This window comes from Staphylococcus sp. HMSC14C01 (assembly GCF_001808085.1).
Lineage (GTDB): Bacteria > Bacillota > Bacilli > Staphylococcales > Staphylococcaceae > Staphylococcus > Staphylococcus hominis.
In genome coordinates this window covers 93,342-112,178 of sequence record NZ_KV792011.1, presented here as the reverse complement: position 1 = coordinate 112,178, position 18,837 = coordinate 93,342, and the positions used below count along the sequence as shown (strand labels likewise).

The following is an 18,837-nucleotide window of genomic DNA, read 5'->3' as shown; positions in this document are numbered from 1 at the left end:
CTTTTCAATTCAGTCATCGACCGCCAATACATTGAAAATGCCTGAGACACATATGATGTCCCAGGCTTGTTTTATTATTTAATTGTCATAATACGCTTACCAGGATCTACTGAATCAACATCATCGAATGTTAATGTTTTATCACCTTGATTTGTAATAATCACTGGTGTAACGACACTTGGCGCATGTTCTTTTAAGTATGCTAAATTAATTTTCATTAATGGTTGACCTTGTGTGACAGGTTCATTGACATCGACTAAACTTTCGAAGCCTTCACCATTCAATTTCACTGTATCGATACCAATATGAATTAATACTTCAATTCCTGTATCAGATTCTAAACCGATGGCATGTTTCGTTGGGAAAATCGTTTTAACTGTACCATCAAATGGTGCTACAATTTCGCCTTTTTCAGGAACAAATCCAATACCGTCACCCATCATTTTTTCTGAGAATACTTTATCTGGCACTTCAGATAATGGAATTATATGACCTGTACCTGGTGCATAGATATCCGTTTCTTTTACCTCTTCCAACTGTACTGGCTCATCTGATGTATCTTCAGTCACAGTGGTTTCACTAGGTTTTGTGATATCTCCATTCATAATGCGTGCCATATCATGTTTAATTTGATCTGATTTAGGACCAAAAATCGCTTGCATATTATTTCCTACTTCAAGCACCCCTGAAGCACCAAGAGCTTTTAGTCCTTCAACGTCTACTTTAGACTTATCATTGACTTCAACACGTAAACGTGTAATACAAGCATCTAAATGCTTGATATTTTCTTTACCGCCCATTGCATCTAACACATCAAATGGTAATTTACTTGCAGATGTATTAGCTACAGAGGCTTGTTTATCTTCTCGACCTGGCGTTTTGAAGTTGAATTTAACAATTAAGAATCTAAATACTACATAATAAATAACAGCGTAAACTAATCCTACTGGAATCACTAACCACCATGGTGTTTTATTTGGAAGAATACCTAATAAAACAAAATCTATGAATCCTCCAGAGAATGTATATCCTAGATGTAAATGTAATAGATAAAGTGTTAAAAATGATAACCCATCAAGTACTGCATGAATAAAGAATAATAATGGTGCTACGAATAAGAATGAAAATTCTAACGGTTCAGTAATACCAGTTAAGAATGATGTTAAAGCTGCTGATAACATCAAACCTCCAACTACCTTTTTATTCTCAGGTTTAGCTGTTTGATAAATTGCTAATGCTGCTGCTGGTAATCCAAACATCATAACAGGAAATTCACCTTGCATGAATTTACCTGAAGTTAAATGAGCACCTTCACGTATTTGCTCAATAAAGATACGTTGATCTCCTCGAATAATTTCTCCAGCTGCATTTTTCCAAGAACCAAATTCAAACCAGAATGGCGCATGGAAAATATGATGTAAACCAAATGGAATAAGTAATCGTTTAATAAATCCAAATAAGAATACTGCCAATCCAGTATTAGATTCTAACAAACCTGTACTAAATGCATTTAATCCATTTTGAATGAATGGCCAAATCCAAGCCATTGGGAAAGCTAAAATAAACGATGTCGTTGCCATCATAATCGGCACAAAACGTTTACCCGCAAAGAACCCTAAATACGATGGTAAGGAAATATTATAAAATTTGTTATAACACCAAGCTGCTAGAGCCCCTATAATAATCCCACCAAACACTCCAGTTTGAAGTGTAGGTATGCCTAAAACATTTGCGAATCCTTTAGATGGGTCTTCCAATTGTGCTGGCGTAACATTTAAGAATGCTCCCATTGTTTTATTCATAATAATAAATCCGACAAAAGCTGCAATGGCTGCTACACCATCTCCACCTGCTAGTCCTATTGCTACACCGAGTGCAAAAATGATAGGTAAGTTATCAAAAATAATACCACCAGCACCTGTCATCATGTTAGCAATATTTTGAATTACTCCATTTTTAATAAATGGAAGATAATGCTGTAATGCTTCACCTTGAAAAGCTGTTCCAATTGCTAGTAATAATCCAGCTGCAGGCAAAATTGCCACAGGTAACATCAATGCTTTACCAATACGTTGCAATTGTCCAAATAGCTTTTTAAACATTTTGATTCAATCCTTTCAATATATCTTTTTTACGCATTAAAAAAGCATGACCAAATAAGCCCATCATTTATGACAAAAATAATGATAGCTTATCTGCTCATGCCTAATCAAATAGTAACACGCAGTTCTTTTTTAACAATTTAATTATACCTATAATATAAAGCGTTTTCAATATCTTTTTTACTAATATTTTACATTTTTTATAATTTAAATATTCATAAAAAAACACTGACAAAAGCATTACTTTCGTCAGTGTGTCGAATCTATTTCTTATAAGAAACGTTTAGCAGCTACAGAGATTGGTGGTACTTTATCAAAGTCAAATTCTTTATCTTCTGTGATAGATCTGTAAGCCCATTTACCATAACCATATGCTTCTTCGTTAACGATTTGACCTGGTAATGGCGCAGCATTTGGATCAACATGTACATCAACAACAGTTGGTACATTTTCATTTAACGCTGCTTCAACAATTTCATCAATACGGTTAGGGTCTTTTAATACATAACCTTTACCACCAGCAGCTTCAGCGAATTTAGCATGATCCATATCAGAGAAGTCAATGGCATATTCTAATTCACCAGCAGCTTGTTGTTCATATTTGATGAATGATAATTGTTTGTTATTTAATACGAAGACTGTCATTGGTAAATCGTATTGAACAGCAGTTGCGAAGTCTTGCATTACCATTTGGAATGCACCGTCACCAGTAATTGCAATTGCTTGACGACCTGGGTAAGCAATATTAGAAGCAAGGGCACCTGGAAGACCGCAACCCATTGTACCTAACCAAGCTGAGATAATAAATTTATTATTAACATTTAAGTCTAAGTAACGTGTACCCCAAACAGTTGAAGTACCAACATCGATTGAGTATACAGCGTCATCTTTACTGTAATCATTGATAGCTTTCATTAAACGTTCTGGACGAATTGGAGCACTTGTATTATTCATGTCTTTTTCCATCCATTTATCCCATACAGCTTTACGTTTTAACGTTTTGTCTAAGAATGAACGATGAGGTACTGGTTTGATTGCTTCAGTTAATTGATGGAATGCTAATTTAACGTCACCAACAATACCAACATTAATATCGAAACGTTCACCAATTACGTTTGGATTTGTGTCGATTTGAATCGCTTTAATATTTTTCTTAGGTAAGTAATTTGCATAAGGGAAGTTAGTACCAGCCATGATTAATAAATCAGCATCTTGAATAGTTTGATAAGACGTTTTTGTACCAATTTTACCTAAGTTACCCACACTGTATGGATGTGAATCAGGTAAAACAGTTTTAGCTGGTAATGTATGAATTACAGGGATTTTAGCTGCTTCAATGAAGTCTTGTAATTCAGTTGAAGCATTTTTTGCACCTACACCAACAAGCATAACTGGTTTTTTACTTTTGTTAATTAATTTGGCAGCTTTTTTAATGCTACGATAAGATGGTGTTGGTAACACTGGTCTAGACGTATCTACTGGACGATTTGTAGTGTCTTTAATTTTTTGAGTTAATAGATCATTTGGACAAATAATAACGGCTACACCATTTTTTTCATATGCAGTACGAATCGCTTCATTTGTAATTTCAAATAAGTCATCACCTTTTTGAACTTGGTGATGGAATACTGCTACGTCGTCAACCATTTTAGAAATGTTAGTTTCTTGGAAGAATTTTGTACCTAATAATGTACTATTCGTTTGACCTGTAATAATAAGTTGAGGTACACGGTCCATTTTAGCGTCATACATACCATTTAATAAGTGAACAATCCCAGGTCCACCAATACTTAAAGCTACACCGATTTTACCTGTTAACTTTGTATATGCTGCAGCTGATAAGCTTGCAACTTCTTCATGACGTACATGATAAAATTTGAAAGTATCTCTAACTGTTCTTAAATTATCTACTACTGCGTCAACTGAGTCACCTGGAATACCCCATAAGTGATCAATATCCCAAGCTTGTAATGCTTTAACTAATGCTTCATTTGCTTTAATCTTCGCCATTTGATTAAATAGCCCCTTTCCTAAATATACATTTTATTTCTGTATTCCCTTTAGTAAAACAACTTAATCATAATTGGAATAAGAATTGAACTAATAACTGCTGTTAAAATCATTCCAATTGAGCTAAATGCGCCAGATTCGATGTCGTGTTCTAACGCTTTTGCAGTTCCAAAAGCATGTGATGCATTTCCGTATGTTAAACCTCTCGCGATTGATGTTTTAAATTGACCAACCTTAAGTAGCATTGAACCCATCATACTACCTATCAATCCAGTAGTAATGATAAACAGTACTGTAATCGTATCTGTACCTCCAAGTTCTTGAGAAACTTCAATTCCTACAGCAGCTGTGATTGATCTAGGTAGTATAGTTACGATTGTTTCTTCTGAGTAACCTAATAACTTTAACGAACTAAACACTAACACAAAATTCAATATCACGCCAGCCATGACGCTTGAAAAAATGACCCCAATATTTTCTACAATCTTATCTTTATTTTTATAAAGTGGATAAGCAAGACATACAACAGTGGCATTTAATAGATGGTTAATCCATTGACCGCCAATCATGTAATCGTGATAGTTTTGACGTGTTAAAAGTAAAACAATAATTATTCCAAGTGAACCGATTAATGCTGGATTCAATAATGGGTTATTATATTTACGTTGTAATATTTGAGCAAGTTTATACATTACAACAGTTAATAATATCATTAAAACGCCTTTTAATATATCCATTTTTAATGATTTCCTTTCTTAGTATGAGGTTTTTTCTTAGACATTGTTTCAGCAATAAATCCAGAAACAAGTGCCACACAGCTTGTACCAATAATAATCAAGAGGAAGAAAATAATATAACTTGTAGTGATATTAGAAACAATATCCATAATTCCTACAACTGAAGGAATAAAGAAGAAGACCATTGTAGTTAATAAGAAGTCGGCTCCTTTAGAAACCCATTCAACACGAATAATTTTAAAATGTAATAAAATATAAAATAATATCATACCGATAATACTTCCTGCTAATGGTATATGTAGCCATTTTTGTAGCAGTGAACCTATAATACTAATCGCTACCACCAATACGATTTGAAGAATAATCTCTATAATATTTAATGCTTTTTTCAAAACGACTGACCTCCATAAATTTGTCGAATTTGTTACAGCGATTTTTTAGTCTATATTCAAAATTGTAATCTATATTGATAGATTATAAAAATATTGATTTTATATATAACTTATAGTTATTTTCTATGGAACCGTTTTAAAAATAAAAAAATAGTGAGAGAACCTACGTTAAGGTTTTTCACTATTTGTAAAAATGAACCGTTTACTTGTTTTCCAATCTCTCAGTCATAAATTTTATCCATTTAGAAGTTGCATAACTTAAAAGTTTATCTTTTTTCCAAATTGCTCCAAGTTCCCAGCTCATACCTGAGTCTTCAATTTTTATACTTTTAATCTCATCTTTTAACATCTTGGCAATATGTTCTGGTAAAATACTAACGCCTAATCGTGCTATGACTAAATACTCGATGAAATTCCATTGTGATACATTGGACACTGTATTTGGGATAAAACCAGCATTTTTTGCAGCAGCTATAATTTTATCATTAAGATAAAAGTCCTCATTGAATAATATAAAATCTTCATTTTTCAAATCAGCCATAGTCACAGATGAACGCTTAGCTAACTGATGTTCTTCACTCACTATAAGTCTTAAATCTTCACTATATAAAGACACATAATCAAATGTGTTCTCATCTATAGGAATGGTCGTAATGCCAATGTCTATTTGATCGTTAATCAAACGATTTTCAATCGATTTACCGCCACTTTCATTAAGACTATAAGTAACGTTTGGATATAATTTATGAAACTCCGCCAAAATATTAATAAATTGTTGCATATCCATCACCGCTGACATTCCAATATTAATATGACCTGTTTCTAAACCAAGCAAGCCATTAATTTCATTTGGAATATTATCATATAATGCTAAAATCTCTTCACATTTTTTATAAAACACTTTTCCTGCATCTGTAAGAACTAAATAACGCTTTTGTCGATCGAATAAAGGCATGTCTAATTCATTTTCAATATCTTTTATTGCTTTACTTATAGTTGGTTGAGCAATATATAAAGATTTAGAAGCATTTGTCATACCACCTTGATTCACAACTTCCATAAAATATTTCATATGCTTGATATCCAATTGCTCACCTTCTTAAAAAATTCTTTTTTTTATTATACATTATTTTTGTAAGAAAAATGTAAATTCATTCAATTTGAATTCATTCGATAACTTACTTAAATATGTATACTTTATGGAAAAATAATATTTATAAATAAATTATTTTTCATATAAACAAAACTATATTTTCAAATTACAAAAAATGTTATAATCAAAATCGGCTCAAGTGAATATGAGGTGATGAATTGAGCTTTTACGAATTTATGCAAAATTTTATAGGCGATGACACACCATTAGGTGAATTGGTAAATTGGATTAATCAAGATAACACTTTTCCTAAAGACGTGAAGAGCCAAAACGAAATATTGCTATATTTTCGAACAAATCCGTGTCTTGAAAACATACCGGTGACTAGTGTTAAAAGAGCATTAGCTGTTTTTAACCAATTCACAGATGTATGATTTCAATAAAATGTAGTTATACATTACATGGAAGTATCATCTCACTAAGGCGCCCTCGTGGCGTCTTTTTTTATGCAAAGATTTAGTTACAATGTATTACATATATTTCAGAAGTATTACAGTTATTTGTATAATTCATTTCTTATATTGTATTACAACTTTTTAAATAATAATATTATTTTAGACTTTAAATTATTTAATTTTTGAGGAGAACTTAATGAAAATTAAAACATTCATTTTACGTCTAATATTAGCTACGGCAATTATTTTTACTGGAACTTATACATATCAAAATGTTGAACATACACATACTTCTGAAGCAGCTGGCTATAACTATTATAATAAATATCAATGTACTTGGTGGGCATATCAACGTCGTGTTCAATTAGGTAAACCGGTTTCAAATCAATGGGGTAATGCCAAAAACTGGTACTATAGAGCTCAGCTTGCTGGTTATAGAACAGGACATAAGGCTAAACGCTATGCTATTATGCAATCAACTGCAGGATATTACGGTCATGTTGCCATCGTTGAACGTGTTTACAGTAATGGAAAGATTCTTGTTTCAGAATATAATTATAACCGTCCACTAGCCTACAGTACGCGTTATATTAGTGCATCTGCTGCGCGTAATTACAATTACATTTATTAATTGACACAACATAATAAGCCATGAAAGTTTAGTGATGGAATCTCTTTCATTTCTAAATTCTCATGGCTTATTTTTAAGATTGGCGTATTGATTTTAAAATGCGTTCAGCCGCTTCAGTATTCGCTTTAGGTTCTTGTTTGAGTTGCTCAGCAACTTTTGAAATTTCTTCACCTTTAGCGCCTACAACAATCGCTAATGATTTATATTGCAAACTCATATGTCCTTTTTGAATACCTTCTGAAACAAGGGCTCTACAAGCTGAAAAGTTCTGTGCTAAACCTACTGCAGCTACTACATGTCCTAATTCTCTAGCAGACTCAACGTTGAGTAAGTCTAAAGACGCTTTCGCAACTGGTAATACTTTCGTTCCTCCGCCAACAATGGCTAAAGTCATCGGTACTTCAATTGTGCCCACAAGACGTCCTCGGGCTTCATCATATTTCCACGTAGCAATACCTCTATACTGACCATCGCGTGCTGCATAAGCATGCGCACTTGCTTCAGCACCTCGTGTATCATTACCTGTAGCTAGAACAACGGCATGAATTCCATTCATGACTCCTTTGTTATGTGTTGCTGCCCGATGAATATCGACTTGTGCAAGCACTGACGCACGTTCCATTCTCTTAGCTACTTCTTCACCAGAATAATCGCCGCGATTTAAATCATTGATATCAATCTCACCTTCTACCCTTACAACAGAAGACGTTGCATGATTAGATAAGATACTCATTAATATCTCTTGATCTGTTAACTCATTTTTTAGATAGGCTGTCACTGCTTCTAAAATGGTATTAAGCATATTTGCACCCATCGCATCTTTAGTATCAACAAATACTTTAAGAGACAATAACTGTTCATTAGGAAATGCATCTATGTCAATACCACGATAACCACCTCCACGATGGATGATAGAAGGATAGGCTTCATCTGCAATACGTTTAATTTGGTTTTCTTGTTTTTGAATACGTTGTGTTAAGTCTTCTGTATCTTTAACATCATCAAATACGATTTGTCCGATCATCAAGCGTTCACTTTTTATCGTTTTAAATCCTCCAGTTTGGTTAACAAGTTTCGATCCATAACTCGCAGCAGCAACAACTGATGGCTCTTCAACCATCATAGGTACCACATATTCTTTCTCATCTACAATAATTTTAGGTAATAATCCAACTGGTAATGTGCCTTGGCCAATGACATTTTCGATGAGACTGTTTGCCACTTCCTCATCAATAACTGGATTGCTTAATAATGTTTGATAATTCGTTTTATCTAACCACCCGTAGTCTACTAATTGTTTTAATTTATCTTCTCTTGATAAATGACGAAAGTTTTTATCTAAACTTTTCATATTAATGTACTCCCTTTTCAATCATTAAAGCAATACCTAGTCCTCCGCCAATACAAGCTGTTGCGATACCTGTATGTTGATGTTCTTGTTCTAAAGCATTCACAAGTGTTGTAACAAGACGTGCACCACTTGCACCAATAGGATGTCCTAGCGCAATGGCACCACCATAAATATTTAAAATGTTATCAGGTATTTTTAAATGATCCTTAACAGGTATACTTTGAGCTGCAAATGCTTCAGTCATTTCTATAATATCAATATCATTAATGTGTTGATGTGTTTTTTCTAATAATTTTTCTACTGCATAAAAAGGTGCATACCCCATGTATTGTGGATCGCAACCTACTTCAGCGTAATCGCCTACTATGCCAAGAATTTCAAATCCATGTTCTTTTGCAAATGTTGCTTCCATTAAAATAAGGGCAGATGATCCATCATTAATACTTGAAGCATTACCACCAGTGACTGTTCCATTCTCTTTAAATATTGTTTTCAAAGTAGATAATTTTTCGACACTACTATTTGGTCTTATACCTTCATCAGAAGTCATCTCATTACCTTCAGCGTCTGTCATTTTTATAATTTCATTATCAAATTTACCTTCTTCAACTGCCTTTGCAGCTTTAGCATGAGAATGGTTAGCAAACTCGTCTTGCATTTCACGTGTTACATGATATTTTTCGGCTATATTTTCTGCTGTGACACCCATTGGAACATAGTGGAAAGCATCCGTTAATCCATCATGCATAAAACTTTCTACAGGATCTTCTCCGTCTTTTAAAATAAGTTTAGGTGCATTAGTCATACTTTCAACACCACCAACAGCAACGACTTTAGCTTCCCCTAACTGAATAAGTTGCTTCCCTAAAATAATTGCTTTCAGTCCTGAACCACATACTTCATTAATCGTCATCGCTGGAGTTGTATCAGGAATACCTGATTTAATAGCAATTTGTCGTGCAGAATTTTGTCCTATACCACTTTGTAAGACATTTCCGAAAATAACTTGTTCAATAAGAGCTGGATCGATATCAATTGATTCAATAGCTCCTTTTAAAGCTGTTGTACCTAGTTCAACAGCTGAATAATTTCTCAATTTCCCTTTATATCTGCCAATTGGCGTTCTTTTAGCACTTACAATAGCGATTTGTTTCATTCTTTATCTCCTTGCCTGTAGTATATATATAATTGTATTTTAGTAATTTATTTTGGTAAAATACAGAGTATTGTATTGTTAAAATTAGACTATTCGAAAGGATGACATGCCTGTGAATATAGGTATCGATAAAATCAATTTTTATGTCCCTAAATACTATGTAGACATGGCGAAGCTTGCAGAAGCTCGTCAAGTTGATCCAAACAAATTTTTAATTGGGATTGGACAAACACAAATGGCAGTAAGTCCAGTATCTCAAGATATTGTATCAATGGGAGCCAATGCTGCTAAAGATATTATAACAGAAGATGATAAAAAACATATTGGAATGGTTATCGTTGCTACTGAATCTGCTATCGACAACGCTAAAGCTGCAGCAGTTCAAATTCATCATTTATTAAATATCCAACCTTTTGCACGTTGTTTTGAAATGAAAGAAGCTTGCTATGCAGCTACACCTGCAATTCAACTTGCTAAAGATTATCTTGCAAACCGTCCTAACGAAAAAGTATTGGTCATTGCAAGTGATACAGCACGTTATGGTATCGAGTCAGGCGGTGAACCTACACAAGGTGCTGGTGCAGTGGCAATGTTAATTTCACATCAGCCCCGTATTTTACAATTAAACGATGATGCTGTTGCTTATACAGCAGATGTGTATGATTTCTGGAGACCGACTGGCCATAAATATCCACTTGTTGCAGGCGCGTTATCAAAAGACGCATATATTGAATCATTCCAAGAAAGTTGGAAAGAGTATGCACGTCGTGAAGATAAATCATTATCCGATTTTGAATCATTATGTTTCCACGTGCCTTTTACTAAAATGGGCAAAAAAGCATTAGATTCTATCATTAATGATACTGATGAAACGACTCAATCTCGATTAACGTCTGGTTATGAAGATGCTGTATACTATAATCGCTATGTAGGTAATATATATACTGGATCACTTTATTTAAGCTTAATTTCATTACTTGAAAACAGAACTTTAACTCCCGGTCAAACAATTGGATTATTTAGTTATGGTTCTGGGTCTGTGGGAGAATTTTTTAGCGCCACAGTAGTGGAAGGTTTTGAACAACACTTAGATAAAAAAGCACATCAAACTTTATTAAATGAGCGTCAAGAAGTATCTGTAAAAGAATACGAATCATTCTTCAGACGTTTTGATGATTTATCTTTCGATCATGAGATTGAAAACGTAGAAAACGATAAAAATATCTTTTATTTAGAAAACATTGAAGATGATATTAGATATTATCATTCTCCTGAATAATGTATATCACTCAGATATTAAAAAAGATGGGACGACGAACTCAAAATGAATTCGTCATCCCATCTCCCCAACACATTATAAACGCCTAAGACAACGAATTATGTCTTAGGCGCCTTTTATTTATGGTTTAGTTGTGTATAATGGTCGATATAATTGACTCATATTCACATTTTCAATTTCTAACAATTTAATTTTATTATCAATTGTTCCACCATATCCTGTTAAACTACCATCTTTTCCTACAACGCGATGACAAGGAATGATGATAGAAATTGGATTTTTTCCTACCGCTCCACCTACAGCTTGTGCAGACATTTTTGGTTTGTTTAATAATTGACCGATATGTTTGGCAATCGTTCCGTAAGTAGTAAGCTCTCCATATGGAATCGTATTAAGATAAGCCCATACTTCTTGTTGAAAAGGTGTACCATGAGGTTGTAAAGGAAAATCAATCTCTGGATTATTTCCTAAGAAATAGTCATCAAGCCATCGTTTTACTTTTTTAAAAATATATAATTCATGATTTGTAGGAAAACGTAAATGTGTGTATTGATATAAATATTCTAATTGCATCACTACTTCTCCGTCTGTAATGATTTCTAAATTACCTACTGGAGATTGATAAAGCATTGAATAAGACATATAGCTTCCTCCTTACTCTATTGTATTGTAATAAAAAATAAGAAGCGAGACTGAATTCATTTGAATTCCTCTTCTCGCTCCCATTAATCCATTCTGACACATTTATTAATAACTTTTTAATACTAAGTTTATTTTAATAACACAATAATTCTTAATTGAAGTTATATAATTCATAACCTTTATCTTTAGCATATTCTAATGCTAAAATTTCTAATATATTGATAAACGCTGGCTCATCTTTCACATTTACATATTGGAATTTTAATCCATAATCTTCAGCTGTGATTGATTTAATATCGTCTTCGCTTACACCTTTTTGTTGAGCTAAGCCTTTTTTAAATTTTGTTGTGCCTACACCAGATTTTAAGTTATATTGTCCCATTTTATTAAATAAGTCTTTCGTAATAGGTTGATAACCTGTTGAATATCCTCCAGTTTGACCTACAAATATTGGTGTTTTTTTATCAAAAATAACATATACACCAAATTTATCTTGAACTTTTTCACGATCTTGTTTACTAAATGATAAAGCATTATTTTTGTCATACTTAAATAATTTTTTAAGTTGCTTTTTATTATCTTCTTTAATTTGATCTAATCTTTTACTACCTTTCATATTATACCATCCTCCAGTATAGAGTATTTTTATCTTTTATCGAATTAACATTGAATCATTCTATAAATAATACTATTTTTCTATAATTTTTTAATTTTTATTTATAATTCTAATTAATTTCTTTAAATTTTGTATACCCTATTCATCCTAGTTAAAACTTTTCTATATTGTAAATTATTTAATGCTAAACATAAAAAATCATTTCTTTTATTAAATTATAATTTATTAGTTATTCTCTATTTATTTATAGATATTTCTATTCTATAATCATATATTATGTATCTCTATATAAATATTTTATAGTTTACATGTTAGGGGAGAAAGACATGAATGATAAAGATTTAAGAGTGATAAAGACTAAGAAAGCGTTAACGAGTAGTTTATATGCTTTACTAGAAATAGAACCCTTCTCTTCTATTACAGTTCATAAAATTTGTGAAAATGCTGGTATTCATCGTACTACATTTTATAAACACTTTTATGATAAATATGAACTACTCGTCTATTTACTTGAAGTCATTGGGAAAAATTACTTTGCAATTGATATTAAGGAACGTATTAATCGTCCGTTTCAAGTTTTGTCTAATTCATTAAATCGTGAAACATTGTCTAGAATCGAATACATGCAAGAAGAGGATAATGAATACAACAAAGTTAGAAATCAGTTTCTTATAGATATTATCAAAAATGATTTTTATGAAAATATGGATCGGATAGCACTTGAAGAAACCATTCCTAAAAGCTTAGTTTTCTATGTTTTTGGTTCAATTATAGATGGTTTTTTAGAGTGGCAAAAAAATGAGGAGACAACACTTAAACCTAAAGAAATGGATGAAATTTTTCATAAATTAGTTAATATTAAAACGATTAATTAATGATCAAACAATCGTTATATCGTTTTAGTAAATAAAACCCGTCGAATTAATTCAACGGGTTTTATTTATTATTAATTATTGTTTTTTATATGATTTAATTTTAATTCATTTAACTCGCTAGATGCATTAATATCACAACTACAATCTGTATCACAACCACCACATTTTCCTTGAGTAGAGCGATTAAAGAATTTATATAATGTATACGCAGCGTAACCAAAAATAGCAACAAAAATGATTACGTTTATTAATAAAGTCATTGTCATTGTCATCATCCTTATATAAATAGTTTTGTTATTTGATAAAATGCAAATGTTAATATATACGCTGTAAAAATTGGATAAATTAATGCTGTAAGTGTCCATTTCCATGATGTTGTTTCTTTACGAATTGTTGCAACAGTTGAAATACATGGCACATATAATAATATAAAAATCATAAAGGCATAGGCAGATAAAGGTGTGAACTGTTGTTGAATGACATTCACTAAACCACCTTCACTAGAAGAATACAGGATAGCCATAGAACTTACAATGACTTCTTTGGCTAAGAATCCTGGAATTAACGTAGCGCCTGCTTGCCAACTACCAAATCCTAATGGAGCAATTAGATGTCCAAAGAATTCTCCAATACTATGCATGAAGCTTTCATCAATCTGTACATTCACCCCATGAGGACCGATGTAACTCAATGCCCAGATGACTACAGAACCACCAAAAATAAATGTACCTGCTTTTTTAACAAATCCTTTTGCTTTTTCCCAAGTACTTCTCCATAACGTTTTAACTGATGGCACTCTATATGTAGGTAGTTCTACAATAAATACGGAATTCTCACTTTTAAGAATAAACTTGTTAAGTAATGTACTTACAATTAATGCCACTACAATTCCTAATACATATAAACTTAGCACTACAAGAGATTGATACTTTTCAAAAAATACTCCTACAAAAATAGCATATACTGGCAATCGTGCCGAACATGACATGAAAGGTGCAATTAAAATAGTGATGAGTCTTTCTTTTTCATTTTCAATACTCCGTGTTGCCATAATACTAGGTACATTACAACCAAATCCAATAATCATTGGAATAAATGATTTACCACTTAATCCTATTGATTCCATTGTTCTATCCATTAAAACTGCAATTCGTGCCATATATCCTGAATCTTCTAAAAGTGAAATAAAGAAGAATAATACAATAATTTGTGGCACAAATACTAAGACTGAACCTACTCCAGCTACAATACCATCTGTAATCAAATTCTGTAGAAATGGCGCAACATGTATATAATGCATGCCTGCCTTTAACCAGTCTGTGAGCGGTCCGCTAAAGAAAGCATCGAGCTGATCTGATAATGGTGTTCCTATCCAAGTAAAGGACGTTTGAAAAATCAGCCACATAATGACTAGAAATATTGGAATACCTAAGTATCTATTCATTATTATTTTATCGAGTTTTTCAGTTAAAAATTGCTGTTCTTCATTCGGATATTCAACGACACCATCTAATAGACGATCAATGTATTGATTTCGAATTATTTCGATATGCTGTCGTATTGATATATCTAAGTGTTGACTTAACTTCTCTTTAATAGGTTCAATTTGTTCGGAAATGACTGAAGGTAGTTCTCGTTCAATTTCCGGATTGTCTAATAAATACTGAATTGCTATAAAGCGTAAACGTTTTGAAGGATATTCTGTATGTGCTTGAATGATAGAAGTCATTTGCTTAATCGCATCTTCAGTTTCTTTACCATAACTGATTTTGAAGTTACGTTTTTCTTTTGGATTTAAAAAAGACAATGCATTTAGCAATTCCTCCGTACCTTTTCCTTTACGAGCAACAATGGGAAATACAGGTACTTTCAGTTTTCTCATTAGACCTTCATATTTAATTTTAATACCTCTTTGCGTTGCCACATCTACCATATTTAATCCAATGATAATAGGTTCATTTAATTCCATTAATTGTATTGTAAGTTGAAGGTTTCTCTTTAATTGACTGGCATCAATAATGTTAATCATACCTGTAAATGTATTTGTCATCAGATAGTCTGTGACGACTGTTTCATCTTTAGAAATAGGTGATAAATCATAAATACCCGGTAAATCGATTAAATTGCCAATATCTTTCTTTAATTGTCCAACTTTCTTTTCAACTGTAACGCCACTCCAGTTTCCAATGTATTCATACGAACCGGTTAGTGCATTAAACAATGATGTCTTTCCTACATTTGGATTACCTAATATACAGAAGCTTTCGTGCATAGGCTTACTCCTCTAACATAATTAAACGTGCATCACGTTGACGAATGCTTACACATTGGCCATTAATTTCAACAACACTTGGTCCATTTAACAAGCACTTTTGTTTAATACTGATTTTACTACCTACATTTAAGCCAAAGGCACCTAAACGATATAGCATATTTTTATTTTGAATATCAATTTGTTTAACTACATACTTTTTATCTTTTGATGCAGTGCTTACATTTATCATTCCAGTCACACTTTCTATTTGTAATTAATAATCATTCTCAACACTTAAATGATAACCTTTTTCACTTACTTTTACAATCATTTATTTATTCATTTTTCATAAATTTTATATACGATTCATACATTGTTTAGCGTATTTATTTTCTTATTTAGAATATAAAAAAAGCTATGGAAAATCGAACGAATTCGACTTTCCACAGCACCTACCACTTAGTTATGTTAGAACATCTCTGATACGACTTTTTGTTCTAAGAAGTTTAATAAATAGTCAGGACTGCCTGTTTTAGCGTCTGTACCTGACATTTTGAAACCACCAAATGGGTGGTAACCTACAACAGCTGCAGTACATCCACGATTTAGATATAAGTTACCTACATCAAATTCATTTACAGCTTGAATCCAATGTTCACGATTGTTTGTGATGACCGCTCCTGTTAAGCCATAATCTGTATCATTTGTAATATCAATGGCTTCATTAAAGTTATCGAATTTGGTGAAGCCAACTACAGGGCCAAAGATTTCTTCTTGCATCACTTGATCAGAAGATGTTAATCCTGAAATGATTGTTGGATGGATAAAGTAACCTGTTGAATCATCCACTTCTCCACCAATTTCAATTTTTCCTTCTTTACTACCAATTTCAATATATTTTTTAATTTTATCGAATTGTTTTTTATTAATAACAGGACCCATAAATGTATTATTGACAGTATTACCTATTGTTAAATCTTTTGTTAACTCAATTGCTTTTTCTAAGACTTCATCATAAACAGCACTATGCACAATGGCACGTGAACATGCTGAACACTTTTGACCGGAGAATCCGAACGCTGACGTTACAATAGAGTGTGCAGCTAAGTCTGTATCTACACCTTCATCTACTACAATCGCGTCTTTACCACCCATTTCAGCAATCACACGTTTTAAGAAAGTTTGACCTTCTTGCACAACTGCACTACGCTCGTAAATGCGTGTTCCTGTTGCACGAGACCCTGTGAATGTCACAAAATGTGTATGCACAGAATCAACTAAGTAGTCACCAATGTCTTTAGGATCACCAGGCACAAAGTTTACCACACCTTTAGGTAAGCCTGCTTCTTCTAAAATTTCAATCAGTTTATATGCAGTAAGCACTGTGTCTTCAGCAGGTTTCAATAACACTGTATTACCTGCAACCACTGGTGCTAATGTTGTACCTGCCATAATTGCAAATGGGAAGTTCCAGGGTGGAATGGTTACACCTGTACCAATCGGTTTATAGAAATATTGATTGTGTTCACCTTCACGATCTAAGACCGGTTTACCATCTGCAAGTTCCATCATTGAACGAGCATAATATTCTATAAAGTCAATACCTTCAGCCGCATCTCCAACTGCTTCATCCCAAGGTTTACCCGCTTCATACACCATGACTGCTGCAATTTCTTCTTTACGACGACGAATTATTGCTGCGACACGAAGCATTAATTCAGCACGATCTTTGTGTGACCATTTACGCCATGCGTCATAAGCTTTGTTTGAAGATTCAAATGCGTTATCTACATCGTCTTTTGTCGCTTTTGACACTTTAGCTACTAATTCAGATATATTCGCTGGATTAATTGAATCGAATGTATCATCTTTAATGATATGTTCACCATCAATGACAATAGGAAGCGTTTTACCTAAACTATGTTTTACTTTTTCTAACGTTTTTTGAAATCTTTCAACATTTTCTTGTACAGAAAAATCAATACCAGGTTCATTTTTGAAAGGTACTACCATACTTCATTACCCCCTATATGTTTTTAAGTATTTAAATTCATTCTCTAACCCTTTGTTTCTTAATCATGATATTTTCTATCATTAACTTCATTTTACTATGCTTACTCCTTCATTTGCAACCGCTTACAAAATTGTTTGTTTGACCTTTTATTCAAATACTAATGTAGCCCTATCAATACACTCTATTATATAAATAATTTATAATTTAAATAAAATAAAGTATAATAATCACAACACAATTAACCGACATCTAGAAAAGGAAGTATATATATGAAAGCACTTATCACTGGTGGAGCAGGCTTTATTGGCTCCCATGTAGCAGAATATTTTATGAAACATGACACAGAAGTACATGTTATTGACAATTTAAGTTCCGGTTTTTTAAAGAATATACCTTTTGTGAACAATGAACATATTTATATTAAAGACATCACCGATTTTGAATTTGTAACACAGTTAATACAAAAAGAACAATTTGATTTTGTCATTCATTTAGCTGCTATGGTGAGTGTAGTAGAAACTATCGAAAAGCCAGAATTATCCAATCGTATTAATATAGATGCTACTGTCAATATATTAGAAGCAATTCGAACATATAATCCAAATATTAAAAAAGTCATATTTGCTTCTTCTGCAGCTATTTATGGTCATCTACCCGATTTACCTAAATCCGTAGAACAATCTAAACCATTTCCATTATCTCCATATGCTATTCAAAAGTACGCTGGAGAACAATATGCTAAGATTTATAATCATTTATATCAAATTCCTTGTACTTGTCTAAGGTTCTTTAATATTTACGGTCCTAGACAAAATCCAACATCTGATTATTCAGGAGTCATTTCTATTATGAATACTAAGTTTTTAAATCATTCAACCTTTACATTTTATGGAGATGGTGAACAAACACGTGATTTTGTTTATATCGATGATTTAATCAATGCTATATCAATTGTTCTTAATACTACTCTAACGGATGGTTTTATCTATAATGTAGGCACAGGAACACAAACAAATTTGAAAGCTGTTTTTAAATCGTTTGAAAATGGCTTTGATTATCATATACCTTATCAATTTGAAGCTCCACGTCTTGGAGATATTAAACATTCTTGTGCTGACATTACCCCACTTAAATCATTAGGTTACAAACCTAAATATAGTATTGAAGAAGGTATTACAGCTTATTTGACTTATAATAAACATAACAACATCACTATTTAATAGAAAAACG

Annotated in this window: 18 protein-coding genes; 5 read left to right on the top strand and 13 right to left on the bottom strand. The window is 32.5% G+C overall.

Annotated features, from left to right (window positions below; translation table 11 throughout):
- Positions 1–74: 74 nt before the first annotated feature.
- The 5 genes from ptsG to HMPREF3131_RS00905 form a co-directional block, all read right to left on the bottom strand.
- The gene (gene ptsG, locus HMPREF3131_RS00925) at positions 75–2,102 is read right to left on the bottom strand and encodes a glucose-specific PTS transporter subunit IIBC (protein ID WP_070436348.1); all 2,028 of its coding nucleotides are present in this window, start codon (positions 2,100–2,102) and stop codon (positions 75–77) included.
- 270 nt (positions 2,103–2,372) lie between these two features.
- Positions 2,373–4,112: a pyruvate oxidase gene (locus HMPREF3131_RS00920; protein ID WP_002449340.1), complete on the bottom strand. Its 1,740-nt coding sequence runs from the start codon at positions 4,110–4,112 to the stop codon at positions 2,373–2,375.
- 50 nt (positions 4,113–4,162) lie between these two features.
- Positions 4,163–4,849 (bottom strand): LrgB family protein, encoded by a 687-nt coding sequence (locus HMPREF3131_RS00915; protein WP_002449420.1) that lies wholly within the window; start codon positions 4,847–4,849, stop codon positions 4,163–4,165.
- Positions 4,850–4,851: 2 nt separating this feature from the next.
- Entirely contained in the window at positions 4,852–5,241 is a 390-nt protein-coding gene (locus tag HMPREF3131_RS00910) for a CidA/LrgA family protein (protein ID WP_002449529.1), read from the bottom strand.
- A 202-nt stretch (positions 5,242–5,443) separates the two neighbouring features.
- A complete protein-coding gene (locus HMPREF3131_RS00905; protein WP_061544568.1) occupies positions 5,444–6,328 on the bottom strand; it encodes a cidABC operon transcriptional activator CidR in 885 nt (294 codons plus the stop codon).
- Between the two features lie 224 nt (positions 6,329–6,552).
- Between HMPREF3131_RS00905 and HMPREF3131_RS00900 the strand changes: the two genes are divergently transcribed.
- The gene (locus HMPREF3131_RS00900; protein WP_002454831.1) at positions 6,553–6,768 is read left to right on the top strand and encodes a sterile alpha motif-like domain-containing protein; all 216 of its coding nucleotides are present in this window, start codon (positions 6,553–6,555) and stop codon (positions 6,766–6,768) included.
- Between the two features lie 217 nt (positions 6,769–6,985).
- Positions 6,986–7,420: a CHAP domain-containing protein gene (locus HMPREF3131_RS00895; protein WP_070436347.1), complete on the top strand. Its 435-nt coding sequence runs from the start codon at positions 6,986–6,988 to the stop codon at positions 7,418–7,420.
- A 73-nt stretch (positions 7,421–7,493) separates the two neighbouring features.
- Here the strand turns inward: HMPREF3131_RS00895 and HMPREF3131_RS00890 are convergent, their stop codons facing one another.
- Positions 7,494–8,771, bottom strand: coding sequence for a hydroxymethylglutaryl-CoA reductase, degradative (locus HMPREF3131_RS00890; RefSeq protein ID WP_019835141.1), 1,278 nt, complete (start codon positions 8,769–8,771; stop codon positions 7,494–7,496).
- 1 nt (position 8,772) lies between these two features.
- The gene (locus HMPREF3131_RS00885; RefSeq protein WP_019835142.1) at positions 8,773–9,927 is read right to left on the bottom strand and encodes a thiolase family protein; all 1,155 of its coding nucleotides are present in this window, start codon (positions 9,925–9,927) and stop codon (positions 8,773–8,775) included.
- 112 nt (positions 9,928–10,039) lie between these two features.
- On the opposite strand from HMPREF3131_RS00885, the gene HMPREF3131_RS00880 reads away from it, so the two are divergent.
- Positions 10,040–11,206, top strand: coding sequence for a hydroxymethylglutaryl-CoA synthase (locus HMPREF3131_RS00880; protein ID WP_070436346.1), 1,167 nt, complete (start codon positions 10,040–10,042; stop codon positions 11,204–11,206).
- Positions 11,207–11,326: 120 nt separating this feature from the next.
- Here HMPREF3131_RS00880 and HMPREF3131_RS00875 read toward each other — a convergent pair whose 3' ends face one another.
- Positions 11,327–11,848, bottom strand: a complete 522-nt coding sequence (locus tag HMPREF3131_RS00875; protein WP_019835144.1) for a methylated-DNA--[protein]-cysteine S-methyltransferase — start codon at positions 11,846–11,848, stop codon at positions 11,327–11,329.
- A 151-nt stretch (positions 11,849–11,999) separates the two neighbouring features.
- Complete coding sequence (locus HMPREF3131_RS00870) at positions 12,000–12,464, bottom strand: hypothetical protein (RefSeq protein ID WP_017175077.1); 465 nt, start codon at positions 12,462–12,464, stop codon at positions 12,000–12,002.
- 326 nt (positions 12,465–12,790) lie between these two features.
- On the opposite strand from HMPREF3131_RS00870, the gene HMPREF3131_RS00865 reads away from it, so the two are divergent.
- The gene (locus HMPREF3131_RS00865; protein WP_070436345.1) at positions 12,791–13,339 is read left to right on the top strand and encodes a TetR/AcrR family transcriptional regulator; all 549 of its coding nucleotides are present in this window, start codon (positions 12,791–12,793) and stop codon (positions 13,337–13,339) included.
- A gap of 71 nt (positions 13,340–13,410) precedes the next feature.
- Here the strand turns inward: HMPREF3131_RS00865 and HMPREF3131_RS00860 are convergent, their stop codons facing one another.
- The 4 genes from HMPREF3131_RS00860 to pruA form a co-directional block, all read right to left on the bottom strand.
- Complete coding sequence (locus tag HMPREF3131_RS00860; RefSeq protein ID WP_371106358.1) at positions 13,411–13,605, bottom strand: FeoB-associated Cys-rich membrane protein; 195 nt, start codon at positions 13,603–13,605, stop codon at positions 13,411–13,413.
- 11 nt (positions 13,606–13,616) lie between these two features.
- A complete protein-coding gene (gene feoB / locus HMPREF3131_RS00855; protein ID WP_070436344.1) occupies positions 13,617–15,611 on the bottom strand; it encodes a ferrous iron transport protein B in 1,995 nt (664 codons plus the stop codon).
- Between the two features lie 4 nt (positions 15,612–15,615).
- A complete protein-coding gene (locus HMPREF3131_RS00850) occupies positions 15,616–15,843 on the bottom strand; it encodes a FeoA family protein (protein ID WP_002449375.1) in 228 nt (75 codons plus the stop codon).
- A gap of 218 nt (positions 15,844–16,061) precedes the next feature.
- Positions 16,062–17,606, bottom strand: a complete 1,545-nt coding sequence (gene pruA / locus HMPREF3131_RS00845; RefSeq protein WP_070436343.1) for an L-glutamate gamma-semialdehyde dehydrogenase — start codon at positions 17,604–17,606, stop codon at positions 16,062–16,064.
- A 270-nt stretch (positions 17,607–17,876) separates the two neighbouring features.
- On the opposite strand from pruA, the gene HMPREF3131_RS00840 reads away from it, so the two are divergent.
- Positions 17,877–18,827 carry an NAD-dependent epimerase/dehydratase family protein gene (locus HMPREF3131_RS00840; RefSeq protein WP_048681963.1) on the top strand — a complete coding sequence of 317 codons (951 nt, stop codon included), beginning with the start codon at positions 17,877–17,879 and terminating at the stop codon, positions 18,825–18,827.
- Positions 18,828–18,837 lie beyond the last annotated feature (10 nt).

What these genes read in the sequence shown, in the direction of transcription:
- HMPREF3131_RS00885 (WP_019835142.1), bottom strand. Translation starts at nt 9,927, where the DNA reads ATGAAACAAATCGCTATTGTAAGTGCTAAAAGAACGCCAATTGGCAGA.
- HMPREF3131_RS00860 (WP_371106358.1), bottom strand. Translation starts at nt 13,605, where the DNA reads ATGACAATGACTTTATTAATAAACGTAATCATTTTTGTTGCTATTTTT.
- pruA (WP_070436343.1), bottom strand. Translation starts at nt 17,606, where the DNA reads ATGGTAGTACCTTTCAAAAATGAACCTGGTATTGATTTTTCTGTACAA.
- HMPREF3131_RS00850 (WP_002449375.1), bottom strand. Translation starts at nt 15,843, where the DNA reads ATGATAAATGTAAGCACTGCATCAAAAGATAAAAAGTATGTAGTTAAA.
- HMPREF3131_RS00915 (WP_002449420.1), bottom strand. Translation starts at nt 4,849, where the DNA reads ATGGATATATTAAAAGGCGTTTTAATGATATTATTAACTGTTGTAATG.
- HMPREF3131_RS00870 (WP_017175077.1), bottom strand. Translation starts at nt 12,464, where the DNA reads ATGAAAGGTAGTAAAAGATTAGATCAAATTAAAGAAGATAATAAAAAG.
- ptsG (WP_070436348.1), bottom strand. Translation starts at nt 2,102, where the DNA reads ATGTTTAAAAAGCTATTTGGACAATTGCAACGTATTGGTAAAGCATTG.
- HMPREF3131_RS00840 (WP_048681963.1), top strand. Translation starts at nt 17,877, where the DNA reads ATGAAAGCACTTATCACTGGTGGAGCAGGCTTTATTGGCTCCCATGTA.
- HMPREF3131_RS00920 (WP_002449340.1), bottom strand. Translation starts at nt 4,112, where the DNA reads ATGGCGAAGATTAAAGCAAATGAAGCATTAGTTAAAGCATTACAAGCT.
- HMPREF3131_RS00895 (WP_070436347.1), top strand. Translation starts at nt 6,986, where the DNA reads ATGAAAATTAAAACATTCATTTTACGTCTAATATTAGCTACGGCAATT.
- HMPREF3131_RS00865 (WP_070436345.1), top strand. Translation starts at nt 12,791, where the DNA reads ATGAATGATAAAGATTTAAGAGTGATAAAGACTAAGAAAGCGTTAACG.
- HMPREF3131_RS00890 (WP_019835141.1), bottom strand. Translation starts at nt 8,771, where the DNA reads ATGAAAAGTTTAGATAAAAACTTTCGTCATTTATCAAGAGAAGATAAA.
- feoB (WP_070436344.1), bottom strand. Translation starts at nt 15,611, where the DNA reads ATGCACGAAAGCTTCTGTATATTAGGTAATCCAAATGTAGGAAAGACA.
- HMPREF3131_RS00875 (WP_019835144.1), bottom strand. Translation starts at nt 11,848, where the DNA reads ATGTCTTATTCAATGCTTTATCAATCTCCAGTAGGTAATTTAGAAATC.